Annotated in this window: 18 protein-coding genes and 2 tRNA genes; 7 read left to right on the top strand and 13 right to left on the bottom strand. The window is 70.5% G+C overall.

From position 1 onward, the window contains the following. The first annotated feature begins 123 nt into the window (after window positions 1-123). A complete protein-coding gene (locus ACFZDE_RS13445) occupies window positions 124-513 on the top strand; it encodes a CBS domain-containing protein (protein ID WP_390993785.1) in 390 nt (129 codons plus the stop codon). A gap of 69 nt (window positions 514-582) precedes the next feature. On the opposite strand, the gene ACFZDE_RS13440 is transcribed toward ACFZDE_RS13445, so the two are convergent. Beyond that, window positions 583-2,034: a catalase gene (locus ACFZDE_RS13440; protein WP_391199859.1), complete on the bottom strand. Its 1,452-nt coding sequence runs from the start codon at window positions 2,032-2,034 to the stop codon at window positions 583-585. A gap of 145 nt (window positions 2,035-2,179) precedes the next feature. Between ACFZDE_RS13440 and ACFZDE_RS13435 the strand changes: the two genes are divergently transcribed. Continuing rightward, window positions 2,180-2,596, top strand: a complete 417-nt coding sequence (locus ACFZDE_RS13435; RefSeq protein WP_390993783.1) for a transcriptional repressor — start codon at window positions 2,180-2,182, stop codon at window positions 2,594-2,596. A 139-nt stretch (window positions 2,597-2,735) separates the two neighbouring features. Here the strand turns inward: ACFZDE_RS13435 and ACFZDE_RS13430 are convergent. From ACFZDE_RS13430 to ACFZDE_RS13415, 4 genes are all read right to left on the bottom strand, one after another. Next, window positions 2,736-2,809: transfer RNA gene (locus tag ACFZDE_RS13430), tRNA-Met, on the bottom strand. Between the two features lie 82 nt (window positions 2,810-2,891). Beyond that, window positions 2,892-4,715, bottom strand: a complete 1,824-nt coding sequence (locus ACFZDE_RS13425) for a tetratricopeptide repeat protein (protein WP_390993782.1) — start codon at window positions 4,713-4,715, stop codon at window positions 2,892-2,894. A gap of 233 nt (window positions 4,716-4,948) precedes the next feature. Next, a tRNA-Met gene (locus ACFZDE_RS13420) sits at window positions 4,949-5,022 on the bottom strand. A 57-nt stretch (window positions 5,023-5,079) separates the two neighbouring features. Further along, window positions 5,080-8,028 (bottom strand): UPF0182 family protein, encoded by a 2,949-nt coding sequence (locus tag ACFZDE_RS13415; RefSeq protein ID WP_391199929.1) that lies wholly within the window; start codon window positions 8,026-8,028, stop codon window positions 5,080-5,082. Window positions 8,029-8,191: 163 nt separating this feature from the next. Between ACFZDE_RS13415 and ACFZDE_RS13410 the strand changes: the two genes are divergently transcribed. Next, on the top strand, window positions 8,192-8,734 hold the full coding sequence (locus tag ACFZDE_RS13410; RefSeq protein ID WP_391199858.1) for a PPA1309 family protein: 543 nt from the start codon (window positions 8,192-8,194) through the stop codon (window positions 8,732-8,734). Between the two features lie 61 nt (window positions 8,735-8,795). On the opposite strand, the gene ACFZDE_RS13405 is transcribed toward ACFZDE_RS13410, so the two are convergent. The 4 genes from ACFZDE_RS13405 to ACFZDE_RS13390 all read right to left on the bottom strand — a co-directional run bounded on the left by ACFZDE_RS13405 (window position 8,796) and on the right by ACFZDE_RS13390 (window position 11,950). Then, entirely contained in the window at window positions 8,796-9,887 is a 1,092-nt protein-coding gene (locus ACFZDE_RS13405; RefSeq protein WP_390993780.1) for a PDZ domain-containing protein, read from the bottom strand. A gap of 102 nt (window positions 9,888-9,989) precedes the next feature. Next, complete coding sequence (locus ACFZDE_RS13400) at window positions 9,990-10,154, bottom strand: hypothetical protein (RefSeq protein ID WP_167455419.1); 165 nt, start codon at window positions 10,152-10,154, stop codon at window positions 9,990-9,992. 115 nt (window positions 10,155-10,269) lie between these two features. Then, a complete protein-coding gene (locus ACFZDE_RS13395) occupies window positions 10,270-10,731 on the bottom strand; it encodes a molybdenum cofactor biosynthesis protein MoaE (RefSeq protein WP_390993779.1) in 462 nt (153 codons plus the stop codon). 118 nt (window positions 10,732-10,849) lie between these two features. Then, window positions 10,850-11,950 carry an NAD-dependent epimerase/dehydratase family protein gene (locus ACFZDE_RS13390; RefSeq protein WP_391199856.1) on the bottom strand — a complete coding sequence of 367 codons (1,101 nt, stop codon included), beginning with the start codon at window positions 11,948-11,950 and terminating at the stop codon, window positions 10,850-10,852. Window positions 11,951-12,142: 192 nt separating this feature from the next. Here ACFZDE_RS13390 and ACFZDE_RS13385 point away from each other — a divergent pair, with 192 nt between their 5' ends. Both ACFZDE_RS13385 and ACFZDE_RS13380 read left to right on the top strand, forming a co-directional pair. Further along, window positions 12,143-13,609, top strand: coding sequence for a zinc-dependent metalloprotease (locus tag ACFZDE_RS13385; protein ID WP_390993777.1), 1,467 nt, complete (start codon window positions 12,143-12,145; stop codon window positions 13,607-13,609). Beyond that, entirely contained in the window at window positions 13,606-14,133 is a 528-nt protein-coding gene (locus tag ACFZDE_RS13380) for an NUDIX domain-containing protein (RefSeq protein ID WP_391199854.1), read from the top strand. Before ACFZDE_RS13385 ends, ACFZDE_RS13380 begins: the two co-directional genes overlap by 4 nt. Window positions 14,134-14,305: 172 nt before the next feature. Here ACFZDE_RS13380 and ACFZDE_RS13375 read toward each other — a convergent pair whose 3' ends face one another. From ACFZDE_RS13375 to ACFZDE_RS13360, 4 genes are all read right to left on the bottom strand, one after another. Next, entirely contained in the window at window positions 14,306-15,061 is a 756-nt protein-coding gene (locus ACFZDE_RS13375) for an AIM24 family protein (RefSeq protein ID WP_390993775.1), read from the bottom strand. A 16-nt stretch (window positions 15,062-15,077) separates the two neighbouring features. Next, window positions 15,078-15,758 (bottom strand): AIM24 family protein, encoded by a 681-nt coding sequence (locus ACFZDE_RS13370; RefSeq protein ID WP_107455555.1) that lies wholly within the window; start codon window positions 15,756-15,758, stop codon window positions 15,078-15,080. 11 nt (window positions 15,759-15,769) lie between these two features. Continuing rightward, entirely contained in the window at window positions 15,770-17,530 is a 1,761-nt protein-coding gene (locus tag ACFZDE_RS13365) for a TerD family protein (protein ID WP_391199852.1), read from the bottom strand. 142 nt (window positions 17,531-17,672) lie between these two features. Further along, entirely contained in the window at window positions 17,673-18,281 is a 609-nt protein-coding gene (locus ACFZDE_RS13360; protein ID WP_391199850.1) for a SprT-like domain-containing protein, read from the bottom strand. A gap of 291 nt (window positions 18,282-18,572) precedes the next feature. Here ACFZDE_RS13360 and ACFZDE_RS13355 point away from each other — a divergent pair, with 291 nt between their 5' ends. Together ACFZDE_RS13355 and ACFZDE_RS13350 are read left to right on the top strand one after the other, a co-directional pair. Further along, on the top strand, window positions 18,573-19,787 hold the full coding sequence (locus ACFZDE_RS13355; RefSeq protein ID WP_391199848.1) for a ThiF family adenylyltransferase: 1,215 nt from the start codon (window positions 18,573-18,575) through the stop codon (window positions 19,785-19,787). Continuing rightward, complete coding sequence (locus ACFZDE_RS13350; RefSeq protein ID WP_391199846.1) at window positions 19,780-21,150, top strand: AarF/UbiB family protein; 1,371 nt, start codon at window positions 19,780-19,782, stop codon at window positions 21,148-21,150. The genes ACFZDE_RS13355 and ACFZDE_RS13350 overlap by 8 nt, the downstream gene beginning before the upstream one ends. Window positions 21,151-21,161: the final 11 nt, after the last annotated feature.

Below are 21,161 nucleotides of genomic sequence, written 5' to 3'. Positions count from 1 at the left end.
CGTTGTTACCGAGCGCCCCCTTGTTGACCCTCCCTTTACCTGCCACCCTGAGAGTCCCCCCACTTGTGAATTTGTGAAATTCCGAACGAACGGCGGGGAGACCCCCAGGAGGTGGCTCCATCCATGCTCGTCCGTGACGCCATGAGCACAGTCGTCCTCACCATCGGCCCGACCCACACCCTGCGCCAGGCCGCAGCGCTGATGTCCGCGCGCAAGGTCGGCGCGGCCGTCGTCCATGACCCCGATTCCGGCATCGGCATCCTCACCGAACGCGACATCCTCAACTCCGTGGGTCTGGGTCAGGACCCGGACGCGGAACGCACCCACGCCCACACCACCAACGACGTCGTGTTCGCCACCCCGGCCTGGACCCTGGAGGAGGCGGCGGCCGCCATGGCGCACGGCGGCTTCCGGCACCTCATCGTGCTGGAGGGCGGCGAGCCCGTCGGCATCGTCTCGGTCCGCGACATCATCCGCTGCTGGGCACCGGCACGGCAGCGGGTCCCGGCGTAAGCACGCGGACGGGCCGGGCCCCGAAGAGGACCCGGCCCGTCAGCCACGCAAGCGGTCCAGCGCTGGAGTTCAGCCGCGCAGGGCCTGGACCGCGACCTCCAGCCGCTTGCCGTAGTCTCCGTCGGCCCGACGGAAGTTGTCGATCGCCCGCTCGACGATGTCGTCGCGCGACACCTTGGCGATGAAGCCGGCCAGATCGGCGATCAGGCGCTCCTTCTCGTCCTCGCTCATCAGCCGGTAGAGGTTGCCCGCCTGCACGAAGTCGTCGTCCTCGGCGTGCACCGGAGTCTGGTGGCTGCCGGTCGCGCCGCTCACGGCCGTGGCGGACCACAGCGGGCGGTCCGTCTGGAACGGGCCGCCGAAGCTGTTCGGCTCGTAGTTCTTCGCACCGGCGTGCCGGCCGTCGTAGAGGTACCCGTCCCGGGAGTTGGTGCGCGCCACGGTGGCGTGCGGCCGGTTCACCGGCAGATGGTCGGCGTTGATACCGACCCGGTAGCGGTGGGCGTCGCCGTAGGCGAAGAGACGGCCCTGGAGCATCTTGTCCGGGGACGGTCCGATACCCGGCACGAAGTGGGCGGGGCTGAAGATCGACTGCTCGACCTCGGCGAAGACGTTCTCCGGGTTGCGGTTGAGCTCCAGCTTGCCGATCTCCATGACCGGGTAGTCCGCGTGCGGCCAGACCTTGGTCAGGTCGAACGGGTTGAAGCGGTAGGTCGCCGCCTCGGCCACCGGCATGATCTGCACGCCGACGGTCCAGGACGGGTACTCACCGCGCTCGATGGACCGGCGAAGGTCACGCTGGTGGGAGTCGGGGTCCTCACCGGCGAGCCGGGCGGCCTCGGCGCTGGTGAGGTTCTTGATGCCCTGGTCGGTCTTGAAGTGGTACTTCACCCAGAAGGCCTGGCCGGCCTCGTTGCTCCACTGGAAGGTGTGCGAGCCGAAGCCGTCCATGTGGCGATACGAAGCGGGGATGCCCCGGTCGCCGAACAGCCAGGTCACCTGGTGCGTCGACTCGGGCGACAGGCTCCAGAAGTCCCAGACGTTGTCCGCCTCCGTCGAGCCGGTGTAGGGGTCGCGCTTCTGGGTGTGGATGAAGTCCGGGAACTTGATGGCGTCCTTGATGAAGAACACCGGGGTGTTGTTGCCGACGAGGTCGTAGTTGCCCTCCTCGGTGTAGAACTTCAGCGCGAAGCCACGCGGGTCACGGACCGCGTCCGCCGCCCCCAGATTGCCCGCCACCGTCGAGAAGCGCAGGAAGACCTCGGTCTGCTTGCCGATCCCGGAGAGGAAGGCGGCCCGCGTGTACGAGGTGACGTCGGCGGTCACCGTGAAGGTGCCGTACGCACCGGCGCCGCGGGCGTGGACGACACGCTCCGGAATGCGCTCACGGTTGAAGTGAGCCAGCTTCTCCAGCAGCAGCTGGTCCTGGACAAGCACCGGGCCGCCGACGCCCGCGGTCTCGCTGTTCTGGTTGTCGGCGACCGGAGCCCCGGCTTCCGTCGTAAGCGGTCCCTGCGTCACATGCGCCTCCTGCACCGTTCCTGACCGGCCTGTCCCACCGGTCGAAGCTGTTCTCGATCCTACAATAGACAATGTCTAAAGCAAGCAGGGCTCTAAACTCACACCTGTTCGGGACCTGGTCCCTTTAGCTGTTAGGCTGGTGGCCATGAGTGACCTTCTGGAACGCCTGCGCGGACGCGGATGGCGGATGACCGCGCAGCGACGCGTCGTGGCCGAGGTCCTCGACGGCGAACACGTCCATCTGACGGCCGACGAGGTCCACGCCAGGGCCGTCGCCAAGCTGCCCGAGATCTCCAGGGCGACCGTGTACAACACGCTGGGCGAGCTCGTGACCCTCGGTGAGGTGCTGGAGGTCTCGACCGACCAGCGCGCCAAGCGGTACGACCCGAACGCCCACCAGCCGCACCACCACCTGGTCTGCGCCCAGTGCGGCGCGATCCGGGACGTCCACCCGGTCGGCAACCCGCTGGCGGACCTCCCCGACACCGAGCGCTTCGGCTTCGCGGTCTCGGACGTCGAGGTGACCTACCGCGGCATCTGCCCGAACTGCGCGGCCGCCTAGCCCGCACGAACGCGCGAGAGCCCCGGCACCGATGGGTGCCGGGGCTCTCTGCTGCCACGCCACATGACCTCGCCGAAGACGACGCCGCCGCATACACCGAGGGCCGGAACCCTTTCGGATTCCGGCCCTCGGCCTTCAGTAGCGGGGACAGGATTTGAACCTGCGACCTCTGGGTTATGAGCCCAGCGAGCTACCGAGCTGCTCCACCCCGCGTCGGTGAATGCAACGTTACGTCACCGCGGACGACGGATGCAAATCCATTGCCCGGCCGCACCCCGGCCCCTTCCGCACCACCTCACGCGGACAGCTCCTGCCGCAGCGCGTCGCGCAGCCGCTCCGCCCGCTCGGTGACGGACGCCGGCCCCAGGGACACGGCCCGGTCGGCCCACCGCTGGCCCTCCGCCAGCTCACCCCGACGCGCGTAGACGAGAGCGAGCCGCAGCGCCGCCCGCCCGTGCCCCGCGTCGGCGGCGCGTGTCCACCAGACCGCCGCCTCGGGCTCGCTCCCCTCCCGGGCCAGCAGCAGCCCGAGATTGAACGCGCCGTTGCGGGACCCGGCCTCGGCCGCCTCCCGGTACCACCGAGCCGCCTCGACGACATCACCCCGGGCCGCCGCCAGCATGCCGACGCGGACCTGCGCCCGCCGGTGCCCCTGCGAGGCCGCCCGCTCGTACCACTCCTCGCACTCGCTGCGACGGTGCACCGGCTCCCCGAGCTCGTGCGCCGGCTCCGGCGGACGCCGGGCGTCGAGCACGGTCGCCAGCCGGTACGCGGCCTCGGCGCTCCCGCCCCCGGCCGCGCACCGCAGATGCCGCTCGGCCTCCTGCTCGTCGCCGTCCCGCAGCCGCGCCATGCCGACCTGGAGCGCCGCCTCGGTGTGCCCGGCGGCAGCGGCCCGCTCGTACCAGCGCAGCGCGGCCCGCTCCTCGTCCCGCCCGGCGTGCAGGATGCCGAGGTTGAAAGCGGCGTCGACGCTCCCGGCCTCGGCGGCCTTGGAGAACCACGGCTCCGCACCCGTCTCGTCGCCGCCCCGCAGCAGCAGGATCGCCAGCGCGTTCGCGGCCTCCCGGTGCCCTGCGTAGGCCGCACGCCGGTACCATTGCTCGGCCTGCGGGGTGCGCCCCTGCTCGGCGCAGAGCAGGCCGAGGTTGTACGCGCCGTTCACGTCGCCCGCGTCCATCGCGGCGCGGTACCACCGCTCGGCGGTCTGGGTCTCGCCCCGCTCGGCGTGCAGCGCGCCCAGCGCGTTCGCGGCGTTGCCGTCGCCGTCCTGGGCGGCCCGCAGCCACCACACGGCGGCGTTCTCGGTGTCGCCCGCGTCGCGCAGCAGGAAGCCGAGCGCGCAGGCGGCCCGCGCCTCGCCGTCCTTGGCGGACGTCAGGTACCAGCGTCCGGCCTCCTTGAGGTCCCCGCGCCTCTCCAGGATCGTCCCCAGGTGCAGGGCGGCCCGCCGGTGGCCGCGCGCGGCGGCCTGGCGGTACCACTGTTCGGCCTCCTCGGGTGCCTGGACACCGTCGTCATCGCCGGCTTCCCGTGCCGCCTTCCGGTCCAGCGCCCGCGCCAGCCGGTACGCCGCCTCCCGGTGGCCGCGCTCGGCCGCGACCCGCATCCACCGCTCGGCCGCGGCGTCCCCGCGGTGCTCCAGCAGGTCGGCGAGCGCGTATGCGCCCAGCGTGTGGCCCTGCTCGGCGGACTGGCGCAGCCAGTACTCGGCGGCGGGTTCGTCGCCGCGCTCGCGGTGGTGCCGGCCGAGGGCGTGCGCGGCCGCCGTGGATCCGGCGACGGCGGCGATCCGCCACCATCCGGCGGCCTCGTCGGCGTATCCCCGCTGGTGGAGGAGGACTCCCAGGTTGTTGGCCGCCGCCCGGTCGCCCGCGGCGGTGGCGGCACGCAGATGAGGCTCGGCACCGTCGAGATCGCCACGGCGCAGCAGCATGGCCCCGAGGACACTCATCGCTTCGACGTCGCCGGCCTCGGCGGCCAGCCGCTGGCGCAGCTCCTCGGCCGCCTCGTCGGCGATCTCCCCGGTCTCGTCCGGGGTCTCGGTGTCCTCCCGGCTGGAAGGCTGCACAAAACGCCCTGTCTCGAACAGAGTTGCCTTGTCCCCCATAACGTCCATCGTCGCACCACCTGCAACCTGGGTACACCTGGTATACCGCAGCCAGTGAGGTCACTTCAGCGTTTTGTCGACATGCCCACAGAGAGACAAGTCAAACACAGATCGCCCAACTCCCCACGGCGGCGCGGCCACGGCCTGGTCCAGCACATGCGTTCACACATCACGAAGGCCCGGATTCCTTGTGGAATCCGGGCCTTCGATGTCGCTACGTCACTCGGACATCGCGACTTCAGTAGCGGGGACAGGATTTGAACCTGCGACCTCTGGGTTATGAGCCCAGCGAGCTACCGAGCTGCTCCACCCCGCGCCGTTGTGTTCACAACCGTATCACGGCGCGGGATGGGCATTTGACCAGGCCAGGGCGCTAGCTACTGGGCTTCGGGCTCGGACTGCCGCTGGGGCTGCCGCTCGGCTTGCCGCCGGGCTTGCTCTCGCCGCCCCCGGAGCCGCCCGCGCCGCTCGCCTCGGACTGCGCGTCCTCGGCCCGCCGCAGAGCGTCCTCAAGGTCCTTCTGCGCCTTGCCGTACGCCTCCCAGTCGTTCTTCTTCAGGGCCTCCTGGCCCGCGTCGAACGCCTTCTGGGCGTCCTCCAGGGCCTGTTGGACCGTCGGGTTGTCGGACGTCGGCGGTGGTGGCGTATCGCCCTCGTCCGGTGGCTCGGTGGTCGAGCCGTCGGCTCCGAAGACCTTGTTGAGTGCCTCGTCGAGGGTGTTCTCGAAGGCGGTCTTGCCTCCGTAGGTGACCAGCACCTTGCGCAGCAGCGGATATTTCAGTCCGCCGCCGCGTACGTAGACCGGCTCGACGTACAGCAGTCCGCCGTCGAGCGGGACCGTCAGCAGGTTGCCGTACTCGACCTCGGAGTCGCCGCCTCTCAGGAGCCTGATGGACTCGGCGATCTCCTCTTGCGAGTTGAACTGGCTCTGGACCTGCTTGGGTCCGTTGACCGTGGTGTTCGTCGGCAGTTTCAGGATTCTGATCTTGCCGTAGTCACTCGTGCCCGCCTCGGCGTCGACCGCCATGAACGCACTGAGGTTGTCCCGGCCGTTGGGCGTGAAGGTCGTCGTCAGCGAGAACGCCTGCGCCTGCTGGTCGGGCATCTTCATGCTCAGGTAGTACGGCGGCACGGCGCTGCCCGACCGGTTCGTCGGGTCGTCCGGCACCTGCCACACCTCGCTGCCGCTGAGGAACGTCGTGGCGTCCTTCACGTGGTAGCGGGTGAGCAGCTCCCGCTGGACCTTGAACAGGTCCTGCGGGTAGCGCAGGTGGTCCATCAGGTCCTTGGAGATGTCGCTCTTGGGCTCCACCGTGTCCGGGAAGGCCTTCATCCAGGTCTTCAGGACCGGGTCCTCGGTGTCCCACTGGTAGAGCTTGACCTCGCCGGTGTACGCGTCGACGGTCGCCTTCACCGAGTTGCGGATGTAGTTGACCTGGTTCTGCTGGGCCACCACCGCGCGGTTGTCGTTGGTGGCGGTCAGCGAGTCGGCCGTCGTGTCACCGAGGGTCGTACGTGAGGAGTACGGGTATCCGTTGGTCGTCGTGTAGGCGTCGACGATCCACTGGATCCGGTGGTTGACCACCGCCGGGTAGGCGTCGCCGTCGATGGTCAGCCAGGGGGCGACCGCCTCGACGCGCTCCTTGGGTGTGCGGTTGTACAGGACCCGCGAACCCTCGCCGATGGCACCGGAGTAGAGGATCTGCGGCTCGCCGAACGCCACCGCGTACGCGGCCCGGTTGACCGGGTTGGAGAGGTCGACCCCGCTGTCACCCTTGTAGCTGGTGGTCTTTTCGCCGTTGTCGTCGGAGTAGTCGATCTCCTTCTGGGGGCCGCCGACGATCGAGTACGTGGTGGTCTTCTCGCCGTAGTAGACCCGCTGCTCGTAGGTGCCGAGGTCGCCTTCGGACGGGAGGTCGGACTCCGTGAAGTTGGGCCGGCCCTGGGCGTCGGCGCTGGTGCCCTCGGCGGCGACCACTCCGTATCCGTGCGTGTAACGGAAGTGGTTGTTGATCCAGTTCTTCTTCGGGATGCCCGCGAGGTTCAGCTCGCGCAGACCGATGACGGTGTCCTGGTCCTTGCCGTCCTTGGTGTAGCGGTCCACGTCCAGGTTGTCCGGGAACGCGTAGTAGTTCCTGATCTGCTGGAGCTGCTGGAACGTCGGCGAGACGATGTTCGGGTCCATGATCCGGATGCTCGCCGTGGAGGGGACGTCATCGCGCAGGGTCGACTTGTCCTCGGTCTTGCTGGTGCCCGAGTAGTCGGTGACCTTGGTGCCGTCGATGCCGTACGCCTTGCGCGTGGCCTCGAGGTTCTTCTCGACGTACGGCGCTTCCTTGGCCTGCTCGTTCGGCTGGACCTGGAACTTCTGCACGATCGCCGGGTAGAGGCCGCCGATGAGGATCGCGGAGAGCACCATCAGACCGAAGCCGATCACGGGCAGCTGCCAGGTGCGCCGCCAGATGGTGGCGAAGAACAGCAGCGCGCAGATGACGGCGATGCAGAACAGGATGGTCTTCGCCGGCAGGTAGGCGTTGGCGTCGACGTACCTCAGGCCCGTCCAGTTGTCGGTCGCCCTGAAGTCGCTGGACTTCACCGCGAGCCCGTAGCGGTCGAGCCAGTAGGCGACCGCCTTGAGGGCCACGAAGATCCCGATGAGCACCGACAGGTGCCCGGTGGCCGCGGCCGTGGCGCGGGCGCCCGGGCTGGTGACGCGCAGTCCGCCGTAGAGGTAGTGGGTCAGCGCGGCGGCGATCACGGACAGGATCGCGGCGGCGAAGCCGAAGCCGAGCAGGAACCGGTACCAGGGCAGGTCGAAGGCGTAGAAGGCGACGTCCAGCTTGAACTGGGGGTCCTTCTGGCCGAAGGGCACGCCGTTGACCCACATCAGCCATGTGCGCCACTGGCCGGAGGCGGAGGCTCCGGCGATCAGGCCCACCAGGGCGGTGATCCCGAAGAGCAGCCACTTCTTGTAGGGCGCGATGCTCATCCGGTAGCGGTCGAGGTTCTGCTGCTCCATCGACATGGCGCTCAGCGGCGGCCGCAGCCGGTGCGCCAGCCAGATGTTGAAGCCGACGGCGAGCGCCATGAGCAGGCCGAAGACGAAGAAGAGCCCGATCTTGGTCCACAGGGTGGTGGTGAAGACCGAGGAGTAGTTCACCGAGCGGTACCAGAGCCAGTCCGTCCAGAAGCCCGCGAACATGGTGAACGTCATGCCGAGAACGGCCAGGACGCCCAGTGTCATGAGCAGGGTCCGGACACGCCGGGACGGGCGGCCCACTCTGATCCGCGGCCCTGTCGGGCCTCCGCCGCGGTCCGGCATCTGGAAAGCCAAGGTGCGCACCTCGAAGTTCGCTGTTGATCCGTCAGGCCCGCGTCTTCACGGACCGTGTGTGGCCCCCGTGATCGTGGGCCCTCACCTATGCAACTTACTCACCGTTTACTCGGTTCCCGATTCCGGTGAGGAACGAGAGAGGATTGTGACCATGTCCAACACTCCCATGGCTGCGAACCCGCTCACCCGGGCCGTTCTCGAGATCGACGAGTACGTCTCCGGACTCGGCTGGGACCAGCCCGCCCGCCTTTTCGCCCTCGTCGACACCGCACGACTGCGGGCCGAACAGCCCTCGCTCGCAGACCGGCTCGGACTGGGGGACGAGCCGGAGAACTCCGGCCTGACCCCGATCGAGCAGGACGAAGTTCCAACGGGCAAGCCGCTCGACGAGTTCCTCGCCACCATCGCCTGGCCCGACGCGGTGGTCGGCTGCGCCCTCGCAGTGGAGCGCCTGATGCTGCCGCCGTCCGCGGAGGCCCAGGTTCCGAAGGGTCTGAGCGAAGCCGCGCTCACGAAGTGGGTGGCGGACCACCCGGACCGTCAGGAGGTCCGTATGACGGTCGCGGTCCTGCGGGACGCCACGCGCGAGTCGGCCCTGCGGCTGCGCGAGAAGGACTCCCCCACCGAGGTGCTGACCGGGTCCGACCTGGTCCCGGGCCTGGCGGAGGCGCTGGCGGCGACGTTCGAGGAGTAGCCCTGGCCGGGCAGTCCCCGACGGCTGAGGGGTCCGGCTTCCCGGACCCCTGGTCAACGTCCTACTTGCCGCACTTCGGCAGATCCGCGGTGTCTCCGCTGCGGATGTCCTCGAGAGCGCCGAGGGCGTCCTTGATGGTGCCCACCTTGATCAGGGTGAGACCGTCGGGGGTGTCCTTGGCGGCGGCCGCGCAGTTGTCGGCGGGCGTGAGGAAGTACCGCGCGCCCTTGGCCCGCGCGCCCACGGTCTTCATCTCGATGCCGCCGATCGGCCCGACCTTGCCAGCGTCGTCGATCGTGCCGGTGCCGGCCACGAACCTGCCGCCGGTCAGGCTGCCCGGAGTGAGCTTGTCGTAGATGCCGAGCGCGAACATCAGCCCGGCGCTCGGTCCGCCGACGTCGGCGAGCTTGATGTCGATGGAGAACGGGAACGTGTGGTCGGTCCCCGCGGAGATCCCCACAATGGCCCGCTTCTCACCGGTGTCGTCGGACGTCGTGGTGGTGATCGCGATGTCCTGCGTCTTGGTCGGCGTCCGCTTCTCCTTCTCCGCGGCGGCCTGCTCCTTGGCCGGCACGATCGTGAAGCGGACCTCCTGGCCCGGCTTGTGCTTGGTGACGAGCTTCGCGACGTCGGCCGGCTCCTTCACCGCCGTACCGTCGACGGCCTTGATCACGTCCCCCGCGTGCAGCTTGCCCTCCGCCGGGGATCCCTTGACAACCGTCGAGACGATCACCCAGGACTTCACCGGAACGTCCAGCTGCTTCAGGGCGGCGACCTTGGCGCTCTCCTGGGACTGGCTGAACTCCTCGGCGTTCTCCTGGGTGGACTGCTCCTCGGTCTTACCGTCCGGGTAGAGCGTCTCGTGCGGCACGACCTTGTTGTCGTGCGCGAGCCAGCCGTAGACGGCCTCGACCAGGTTCATCCGGTAGTCGGCGCTCGTGACGCGGACCGTGGTCATGTTCAGGTGGCCACTGGTCGGGTAGGTCTTCTTGCCCGCGATCTGCAGCACCGGCTCACCGTCGTGGTCGCCCAGCGTGTTCACCGTCGGCCCCGGGGACATCTCCGCGTACGGCACGGGGATGAACACTCCCGCGCACAGGAGCGCGATCAGCATCAGGGTGGAGGCGAGCATCGTCGCGGTGCGGCGTGGCATGACACGACACTACGGGACGGTCCTGTCAGCGCACCGTCAGGGCCGCCCGTCCGGGGCGACCCTGCGCTCCATCATGTCTGTGACCTGCTGTTTCCTGTCCGGTCAGGCACCGGGCCGGGGCTTTTCCATGGCCTCCCGGAAGCGGGCGTAGCCGGTGAGCTCCGGGCCGTCGTTTCGGACCTTGCGGGTCCGGTTGGCCCAACTGCCCCAGAGCCCCGCGCCGATGGCAGCCACAAGCGGAATCAGCAACCAGGCGAGCGCCGCCATGCCGACCTCCAACCCCTCTGAGCGTCCGCAACTGACTGATCAGCAGATTAACGATCCGCAGTGACAACGCTCACGCCGGGGGTGCGGTTACGCAACCGGAGGACGGCCCCCGGGATCAGCAGGCGCCGACCCACTCCTCGGTGCCGTCGGAGAACCTCTGGTGCTTCCAGATGGGCACCTCGTGCTTGAGGTCGTCGATCAGCTTCCGGCACGCCTCGAAGGCCTCTCCGCGGTGCGGGCAGGAGACGGCGACGACCACGGCGAGGTCCCCGACCCTGAGGTCCCCCACGCGGTGCACGGCGGCCAGGGCCCGCACCGGGAACTCGGCCACGACCTTCTCGGCGACCCGCCGCATCTCCGCCTCGGCGCCGGGGTGGCACGAATAGCCCAGCTCGTCGACGTCGGCACCCCCGTCGTGGTTGCGCACGGTTCCCACGAAGAGCGCGGTCCCACCGGCCGCGTCGTCCCCGACCGCCCGGAACACCTCGTCCAGGGAGAGGGCCGAGTCGCGGATCCCGATCAGCTTGATCGGGTCCTGCGCGGCCTGCTCACCGGGGTGATCGTTCGTGGTTGCCATGGGTCCATCGTGCCGCACCCGACCGACAGCGCGGAATAGAGCTATCGCCCGGCACGCGCGCGTACGCGTTTGGAGCCTCCTACAGGGGCGTCCCGCTCCAGCCCCGCCGAGGCGCCCCTCAGATCCGGCGCCGGGCCTTGCGCGCCCGCCGCACGACCGCCGCCGCGCCCAGCAGCGCCACCGTGGCACCCGCGGCACCGGCGGCCGTGGCGTCCTTGCGGCCCAGCCGCCGTCCGGCGACCGTGTGCCGACCGGACACCTCCTCCAGGAGTTCCGCCAGCACCTCCTCGTTGGTGTACCGCGGCCGCCACCCGGCGTCGTGCAGCCGGCTGCCGCTCACCACCCAGGGGTACATCGTGTACGCCAGGTCCCCGGCCGGGGACGGCGTGAGCCCGATCCGGTGCAGGCGCGCCGCCGCGCCGAGAGCGACCGCCGAGGGCAGCTCCATGCGCCGGATGCCGCTGAGCTCCTCGACCTCCTCCCCGACGGTCAGTTCCCCGTCGACCTTCTCCAGGACGGCGTACTCCAGCGCGCTGCACAGGTCCTCGACGTGACAGAACTGCCACGCGGGCCGCGACCCGGCGACGACGAGCAGCCGGGGAGACTCGAAATACCTGGTCAGCGCGGTGTCCGTACCGCCCACCAGCACGGCAGGCCGGACCACGGTGACATTGAGTCCGGGGTGCGCCCGGGGCGCCCGGCGCGCCAGCCGTTCGATCTCCAGGAGGTCGCCGACCCCGGTCGCCTCGGCGGTGGCGCGCAGCTCGGCGTCCTCGGAGAGCGGCAGCTCGTTGTCGGGCAGCGCCCCGTAGACCATCGCCGAGGTGCACAGCACGACCCGGTGCACCCCGGCCGCCGCGGCGGCCGTGAGGACGGTCTGCGTCCCCCGTACGTTGTAGGCCGTTCGGGCGGCCGCGTCGGTCTCCAGGTCGAGATCCAGCGCCAGGTGCACGACCACGTCGGCCCCGCGCAGTTTGTCCGCGATGGCCGGATCACGGACGTCCAGGATGTGCCACTGGGCCGCCGCGCACTCGCCACGCCGCTCGTCGATGGCGAGGACCTGCTTGACCTCGTCGGACGCGGCGAGCCGCTCCGTGAGCAGGGCTCCTACGCCGTACGCGGCGCCGGTCACCGCGACGACGGGTCCGCGCGCCGCGGGACTCGCGGAACTGGTTGACTGGTTTCGCGCTGCGCGAACCTGCGGATCTGGGGAACTCACCGGGCGTCTCCAGCGGTTGTCTTCAGTACGAGCGCGTCCGACGCGTGCGTACCAGGTGGCATCCATCCTGCCGCAGGCCGTCAGTCGGCGAAGCACCGAGGCCCGATCCGCCCCAGGTGTCTACGCTGGGTGGTGTTGTCGGGCAGCCGTGCCGCCGGAAAGAACCGGCGGCCCTACCAGCCGAGGAATCCCGTGAGTGACACCCCATTCGGATTCGGCCTTCCGCCGGAGGAGCCGGACGACGGCGACGAGGGCAAGAAGAAGGACCAGGAGAGCGGTGGTGGTCAGGGACCGGCCAACCCGTTCGGTTTTGGCGGCCTGCCCGGAGCCGGAGGCTTCGGCGGCGGTCCCGGTGGCCCCGGCGGCCCCGGTGCGGACAATCCGTTCGCAGCCATGTTCGGGTCGCTGAACCCCACCGACCTGGGCGCCGCGTTCCAGCAGCTGGGCCAGATGCTCTCCTACGAGGGCGGCCCGGTGAACTGGGACATGGCCAAGCAGATCGCCCGCCAGACGGTCTCCCAGGGCAGCCCTGACGGCACCAAGGACGCCAGCGTCGGTACGGCCGACCGCAAGGGCGTCGAGGAAGCCGTCCGCCTGGCCGACCTGTGGCTCGACGATGCCACGTCGCTGCCCTCCGGTGCCGCCTCCGCGGTGGCGTGGAGCCGCGCGGAGTGGGTCGAGGCGACCCTGCCCGCCTGGAAGGAGCTCGTCGATCCGGTCGCCGAGCGCGTCGGCACCGCCATGGGCGACGTCCTGCCGGAGGAGATGCAGGCCATGGCCGGTCCGCTGATCGGCATGATGCGCTCGATGGGCGGCGCCATGTTCGGCACGCAGATCGGGCAGGCCGTCGGTGTGCTCGCCGGTGAGGTCGTCGGCTCGTCCGACATCGGCCTTCCGCTCGGCCCGGCCGGCAAGGCCGCGCTGCTCCCGGTGAACATCGAGACCTTCGGCAAGGACCTGAGCGTCCCCCAGGAGGAGGTGCGGCTCTATCTCGCCCTGCGCGAGGCCGCCCACCAGCGCCTCTTCGCGCACGTGCCCTGGCTGCGCTCGCATCTGTTCGGCGCGGTCGACGGCTACGCCCGCGGGATCAAGGTCGACACGGCCAAGCTGGAGGACGTGGTCGGCCAGTTCGACCCGCAGAATCCCGAGCAGTTGCAGGAAGCCCTCCAGCAGGGCATGTTCCAGCCGGAGGACACGCCCGAGCAGAAGGCGGCCCTGGCCCGTCTGGAGACGGCTCTGGCGCTCGTGGAGGGCTGGGTGGACGCGGTGGTCCACGCCGCCGCGAAACCGCGTCTGGCGTCCGCCGACGCCCTGCGCGAGACGCTGCGCCGCCGCCGCGCCTCGGGCGGCCCTGCCGAGCAGACGTTCGCCACGCTGATCGGCCTGGAGCTGCGCCCGCGCCGTCTGCGGGACGCCTCCCGTCTGTGGGCCTCGCTCACGGACGCGCGCGGTGTCGACGGCCGGGACGCCCTGTGGCACCACCCGGACATGCTGCCCACGGCGACCGACCTGGACGACCCGGACGGCTTCGTGCACCGCGAGCAGATCGATTTCTCCGAGCTGGACAAGATGCTCGGCGAGGCGGCGGACAAGCCCGACCTGAAGAAGAAGGACCAGGGCGGGGCCGACGGCGAGAGCAAGGGCGACGACGCCGGGTGAGCCTGTACGACGACGCGGTCCTCGTGCTGAAGGAGTACGAGGACCAGCCTGAGCTGCGCCAGGCTTATCTGGACCACCTGGCGGAGCACCCGGACGGCCTGTGGAAGGCCTGCCACGCGGGTCACATCACGGCGAGCGCCCTGGTGATCGACCCCGAGGGCGGCCGGGTGCTGCTGACCCTGCACAAGAAGCTGCGGATGTGGCTCCAGATGGGCGGCCACTGCGAGCCCGGTGACGCCTCTCTGGCGGACGCGGCCCTGCGTGAGGCGACGGAGGAGTCCGGCGTGCCGGGTCTGACCCTGCTGTCCGGCGGCCCGGTGGGCCTGGACCGGCATCCGATCCCGCCGCCGTGCCACTGCCACTTCGACGTCCAGTACGCGGTCGTGGCGCCCCCGGGCGCCGCGCACGCGATCAGCGACGAGTCGCTCGACGTGCGCTGGTTCGGGTACGACAAGGTGGCCGAGGTGGCGGACGAGTCGGTCGTGCGGCTGCTGAGGGCGGCCCGCGCGAGGCTCGGGGTCTGAACACCTGGGTAAGGGACGGCCGCTGTGGCGACCGCCCCTTACCCTCCTGCTGACAGTGGGCAGCGCCCCCTCATGGGCGGGGGAACCGCGCGAGCGCGCACGGACGGCCGGCCGGCCGAGGCGAGAGGCACAGCCCCCGACCTGAACCGGCCGAACCCCGCGGAGCGCTCGCTCAGCTCCAGACGTTGCCCTGGTTCTGCCCCCGCGCCCCCTGCTGCCCCATGCCGTACTGCGCGGCGAGGCCCGAGCCGATCTGGGCGCCCTGCGGCGGCAGCAGCTCGCTGGGCTGGACCAGCGCGAAGCCGGTGCCCATGAAGCTGAGCTCCCAGCCCTCGCCGGTGCTGCCGCGCCGCCGCCACACCCCGGACGAGTGCGTCTGGGCCTGCATCTGCACCCGCAGGCTCGTCGACCAGGCGACGATCGCGTCGGCGTCGCAGTTGACGTACTTGTCGGGCGTCACCTGCAGCGCCAGCGGCATCCCGGACGTCATCAGGGCGACCTTGCCCCGGCCGGTGATGTTGAGCTGGTACTTACCGGAGCCGGAGATGCCGTACAGGCTGTCCACGGCGATGACCTCGTGGTGCAGGGAGGAGTCCATCGCCAGCACATAGCTGCTGTCGACGGTGAGGCCGTCCTGGTCCACCTCCATGACGTGCACGTGCTGCTTGAGGTTGGCGAGGTAGACCGTGCCCTGCCCGTGGCAGCGCATCAGGTCCAGACCCTCCCCGGTCTGCGCACGCGCGCGTGACTGCTGGTTGTTCTGGAACTCCGCGTCGAACTCGACGAGGCCCTGGTAGGCGACCATCGTGCCCTTGCGGGCCAGGACGTCGTCGTGGCCCTCCAGGGTGACGCGCAGCATCTGCTTGTTCTGCAGGCTCCAGCGGTCCTGGGTCTGCTGCTCGTTGTAGGCGAAAATCGGGCTCTGCATGACGTGTGGCTCCCCCTCAGCCCCGGACCCGGAGGCGGTCGGTGCTGTCCTCGCTGGGCTGGACGACGACGATGCCCTGACCGGAGAAGGCCATCTGGTAGGCCTCGCCGCTGCCGCGGCCGATCAGCGACTGGGCCCGGAAACTGCGCTTGCCCTTCACCTTGAGGTTCGGGGACCAGGCCACGAGCGCGTCGGGGTCGACGTAGGTCTCGTCCTCGCCGCCTCCGCAGTCGACGACGATGGGCTTGCCCCGGGAGGTCAGAGCAACCCAGCCCTGCCCGGAGATCTTGGTGTTCCACAGGCCCTGCCCGGCGAACTTCGCCAGGCCCTTGACCCGCTCCACGCCCCATGTGAGGTGGGCGTCGAAGGCGAGCAGGTTGGTGGCGTTGACGGAGATGCCGTCGCCGTTGAGGTTGATCACGACGACGTTGGCACCGTAGTCGGCGAGGTAGAGCAAGCCGTCGCCGGAGCACTTCATCAGGGGCGCGCCCTCACCGGTCATCCAGTCCTTGGCGATCTGGCGGACGGCGGGCGGGTTGGGCTCGTACTGGACGAATCCCTCGTAGGCGACCATCGACCCCACGCGCGCGAGGAGGTCGTTGCCGGTCTGCATGGCGACCTTCAGCATGTGATTGCCGTGGTTCTCCATGCGGGCGGTGACGGGTGCGGGGGCGTGGCCCGCGAACTGCTGTGTCATGACGGGCTCCCTCAGACCTCGTACGGCTGAACGACGATGAAGTTGCCGGGCGCTCCCCGGAACTGGAGGTTCACGCTCTCCCCCGTGTCACCGGGGTAGGCGTTGCGGCGCATCCGCACCTGGCTGGAGACGACGACCTGGGCGGCGGCCGACCAGGCGACCACGGCGTTGCAGTCGGCGAAGGTGGTGGGCGTGACGGGCAGCACCACGGGCGTGCCGTGCGTCTTGACGACGATGGTGCCGGTGCCCTGGAACTGCATGGTGAACAGTGCGCCGCCGGGGATGCCGTGGCCCTCGATGCGGCGGACCTCATAGGTGAGGCTCTCGTCGAAGGCGAGGACGTTCTCGGCGGAGACGCAGACGGCGTCGCCCTGCAGTTCGAGGGGGTGCAGCATGGTCGAGTTCTCGGCGAGGAACACCTGCCCCTGGCCGGTGCAGCGCATCAGCTGCATCTCCTGGCCGGTCGCGTTGCCCACGATCCGGCCGGCGAACCCGGCGCCCTTGTAGCTGAAGTCGACCTTGCCCTGGTAGAGCACCATGCTGCCCTGCCGGGCCAGCACGGGCTGTCCACCGATGCCGAGGTCGACGCGGACGAGCTTCTTGTTCTGCTGCGTCCAGCGCTGCCCCGTGGGGGTCTCCTTGAACTGCTGGAGCGCGCCGGACACACCGGGGCCCTGGGGAGCGCCTTGCGGGGCGCCCTGGGGAACGCCCTGCGGGGCTCCGTAGGGGGCCTGTCCCATCGGCGGCGGCTGCTGTCCGTAGCCGGGGGGCGGGGTGGGCTGGCCGTATCCGGGGGGCGGGGCCGGGGCGTGGGGCGCCTGAGGTGCGTGAGGCGCTTGGGGCTGGCCGTAGCCGGGCGGAGGCGGGGCCGTCTGACCGGGGACCTGACCGTACTGCGGCGGCTGGCCGTGCTGCGGGGGCTGCTGGCCCGGCTGGCCGTAGGGCGCGGGCGCCGGGGCCGGAGGCGGCACCTGGGAGCCGCCTGGCGGGGTGTGCAGAGGCGCGGCGATGGTCGGGGCAGCGTGCACCTGGGGCGCGGGCGCCGGGGTGGGCGGCGGGGTGGCGCCGGGCGGGGGCGCGAAGCCCTGGGCGGCCGGCTGGGGCGCGGGCGCTGGAGGGGCCGCCGGTGCGGGCGCCGGAGCCGGGGCGGGTTCCGGAGTGCCGGGGACGCCGAACGCGGGCGGGGCGAAGCCCGGTGCGGCGCCGGCCTGCGGCTGCTGCGGGGCGGGCGCGGGCGTCTCCTCCTCGGCCACCTCACCGCCGAAGTTCTTCAGCAGCGCGTCCAGACCGCCGTCGAAGCCCTGCCCGACGGCGGCGAACCGCCAGACGTCCTTCAGGTAGAAGTCGCCCAGCATCACGGCCCGTTCGGTGGAGAACTCCGAGCCGTTGAAGGAGTAGCGCGCCACCTCCTCGCCACCCGCGACGATGCGGATGTAGCCGGAGGTGATCTGCGACATCTGACCGGCGCCGTCGATCGTCGCCGTGAAGGACAGCTTCTGGATCCGCGACGGGACCCGGTCGAGCGTCACGCGGAAGGACTCCGTGTCGCCCGCCTGGGCACCCAGGAGCTGAATGGACTCCTCGGGAGACTTCGGCTGGTTGAAGAAGACGAAGTACCGGTCGTCCGAGAGCCGTTCATCGGCGTCGAGGCCGAAGCAGCTGATGTCGAAGCTCAGTCCGGGGCCGGCGATCTGTACACCTACGTACAGATCCGTGCCCGCGGTGAGGTCACTGATCCTGGCCTTGTGGCCGCGTTGGAATTCCCTGGCCATGCGTTACGACCGTCCCCCATCCAGAACGTGATTGCGTCGCGCCAGGCTAACGGCAAACCCGGACAACGGACGAGGTCGGTACAGAGCCGGTACAGAACGGCCACTCGGCCGTATCGGCTGTTCGCTCGCGGAAAGCGGCCGGTCACCCCGCGGGGCTCTCACCCCGCGCGCCGGGCACATGGGGCAACCGCTCGGCGGCGACCACGCCTTCGAGGTACCCGCGGGCCCGCTCGGTGCGCGGATAGGCCTCGAGGAGTTCCCAGAAGCGTGGACCGTGTCCGGGGACGAGCAGATGGGCGAGTTCGTGGAGGAGGACGTAGTCGACGACGTACTCGGGCATGCCCTGGAGTCGGTGCGAGAGGCGGATGCTGCCCTCGGCGGGGGTGCAGGATCCCCAGCGTGTGTTCTGGTTGGTCACCCAGCGCACCGACGCGGGCCGGGCCCGTCCGTCGAAGTACTGGTCCGACAGGCGCCGGGCGCGCTCCGCCAGCTCGGCGTCGCCGAGGGCCCGCTTGCTCTCCTGGGCGGCCAGCTTGTCGAGCATGACGTTCACCCAGCGTTGCTCCTCCGCCTCGGACATACGGGCGGGGATGAGCACCACGGTGCGATCGCCCTCGCGGTACGCGGAGACCGTTCTGCGTCGGCGCGCGCTCCTGCGGACCTCGATCGCGCTCGCCCCCGAGCCGGTCGGCGGCTGGCTCGTCTTGCTGCGGTGTGGCGTTCCGGCGCGGTGCAGTGGGTCGGCGGGCACGCCCCGACGTTACCCGCTGCACACGGGGAAGTCCCGGCTCCTGGACGGTTCGGTGCCGCCACCCCCACCGGCCGCCGGATTTGTACGACGAATGCTCGCGCCTGTGGACAACTTTCGGCAGCCGACGGCGGGGTTGGGCATGCTGGATCCCGTCGGCGAAGCGATGGCGGGGTCGGTCCGGGACCAGGGACCGGGAGCCCTGCTTGCGACCGGCCTCGGCGTTCCCTGCCCTGGCCCGCATCCGCGTTCCGCCGACACACGGGGACGATCTATGACATACGGGGGCTTGTCATGCATCCAGTGGTGAAACCCGCGCTCAAGCGTGGCTGGCGCAACCTCAACACCGTGCAGTTCGGGATGACACCGGCGCATGCGTTGACTCTCGGCCCGATGGACCAGGCGACGGGCAGCTTCCTCGACCTGCTGAACGGCACGCGGGGGCTGGAGCTCCTGCGCGAGGAAGGACGCCGCATGGACCTGCCCGACGGCCATGTCGACAGGCTGGTCCGGGGGCTCGCGGGGGCCGGGCTGCTGGACGACGCCCGGGGCGGTGGCCCGGCCGCCGATGCCCTGCGCGAGAAGAAGGACGTGCTCGACCGGCTGCGCCCCGACCTCGCCTCCCTGTCCCTGACGACCTCGGCGCCCGGGGAGGCCATGGGGCATTTGGCGGCCCGGCGCTCGCAGCGCGTGCGGGTGCGGGGCGCGGGACGGGTGGGTGCCGTGCTCGCCTCACTCCTGGCCGGGGCCGGCGTGGGCGAGGTGGATGTGCTCGACGGTGGCCATGTGGAGCCGTGGGACATCGCGCCCGGCGGGCTTCCCGCGGAGTCCGTCGGCGACCGCAGGGACGAGTCGGCACGCCGTGCCGTGCGCCGGGCGGCCCCGGACCGGCCGCCGCGCCGCACGACGGCCGGGGCGTCCCTGGAAGAGGGGGACCCCGGTTTCTCACTGGTGATCATCACCCCGCGCGACGATGTCGCCGTGCACGCGCCCGACCCGGCCGCCGCCGAGCCGCTGATGGCTTCCGGGACACCCCATCTGTACGCCGGGGTCGTGGAGGGCACCGGCGTGGTCGGCCCTCTCGTGCTGCCCGGGGAGACGAGCTGCGCGGGGTGTCTGCACGAGGGCCGCACCGACCGGGACCCTGCCTGGCCGCGCATGATCGCCCAGTGGCGCTCCGGCAGGCAGCGTCAGGTCCGGCCCTGCGATCTGACGCTGGCCACGACCGTGGCGGGCCTGGCGGCCGCCCACGCGCTGGCTTTCCTGGACGGCCGGGTCCCCTCCAGTGCCGGGTCACGCTGGGAGGTATCCGTCCCCGGTCTGCGCTGGCACGCCCGGTCGATCCGGGCACATCCGGAGTGCCCGTGCGCGGCGGTGGAGAGAGGAAAAGGGGAGCACCTCTCGGAGGACGGGGAGTCGCACGAGACAATGGCGGTGCAACGGCCGTCGGAGCAGTGCCGTGAGGCAGAGGCGGAGCGGCCGGCTGGGACTTGGAGGGCGCATGTCTGATCTTCCCCGGAAGGCGGTTACCCGGACCGCCAAGCTCGCCGCGCTCCCGCTCGGCATCGCCGGGCGGGCGACCTGGGGATTCGGCAAGCGGATCGTCGGCGAATCCGCCGAGCTCGTCGGCCGCGAACTCCAACAGCGAACGGCCGAGCAGCTGTTCAAGGTGCTCGGCGAGCTCAAGGGCGGGGCGATGAAGTTCGGCCAGGCCCTGTCCGTCTTCGAGTCCGCGCTGCCCGAGGAGGTGGCCGGCCCCTACCGGGCCGCGCTGACCAAGCTCCAGGAGGCCGCGCCGCCCATGCCGACCCGTACCGTGCACGCGGTGCTGGAGGAGCGGCTCGGCGAGGGCTGGCACGAGCTGTTCCTTGAGTTCGAGGACAAGCCCGCGGCGGCGGCCTCGATCGGCCAGGTCCACCGGGGGGTCTGGCACGACGGCCGCGAGGTCGCGGTCAAGGTGCAGTACCCGGGTGCCGGTGAAGCCCTGCTGTCGGATCTGAACCAGCTGAGCCGTTTCTCGCGACTGCTCGGTCCGCTGATCCCCGGCATGGACATCAAGCCGCTGATCGCGGAGCTGAAGGACCGCGTCTCGGAGGAGCTGGACTACGGTCTGGAGGCCCAGGCCCAGCAGGCGCACGCGGAGGAGTTCACGGACGACCCGGACGTGGTCGTGCCGCAGGTGGTCCACCAGTCCGACCAGATCCTGGTCACCGAGTGGATGAACGGCGTCCCCCTGTCGGAGATCATCTCGGACGGCACCCAGGAGCAGCGCGACCGTGCCGGTCAGCTGCTGGCCCGCTTCCTCTTCTCCGGCCCCGCCCGCACTGGCCTGCTGCACGCCGACCCCCACCCGGGCAACTTCCGGCTCCTGCCCGGCGGCCCGGAGGGCGAGGACGACTGGCGCCTCGGCGTCCTTGACTTCGGCACGGTCGACCGGCTGCCCGGTGGTCTGCCGGCCACCATCGGCGAGTCCCTGCGGATGACCCTCGACGGTGAGGCCGAGGCGGTCTACGAGCTGCTGCGCGTGGAAGGGTTCGTCAAGGAGACGATAGAGCTGGACCCGGATGCCGTCATGGACTATCTGTTGCCGATCATCGAGCCGGCCCAGGTCGAGGAGTTCACCTTCACACGGGGCTGGATGCGCAGCCAGGCCGCCCGTGTCGCCGACATCCGCTCCCCCGCCTATCAGCTCGGCAAGCAGCTCAACCTGCCGCCGGCCTATCTGCTGATCCACCGGGTGACGCTGAGCACGATCGGGGTGCTGTGCCAGCTCGGGGCGACGGTGCGGCTGCGTGACGAGCTGGAGGAGTGGCTGCCGGGGTTCGTCCCGCAGGACCCGGCGGACGACGGGGAAGAGGTGGCGGAGGCGTGAGTCCGGCCGTG

It is taken from the genome of Streptomyces sp. NPDC007929 (assembly GCF_042959065.1).
GTDB lineage: Bacteria > Actinomycetota > Actinomycetes > Streptomycetales > Streptomycetaceae > Streptomyces.
Note: the sequence above shows the minus strand (reverse complement) of the source record. Positions and strands in the feature narration are given on the sequence as shown.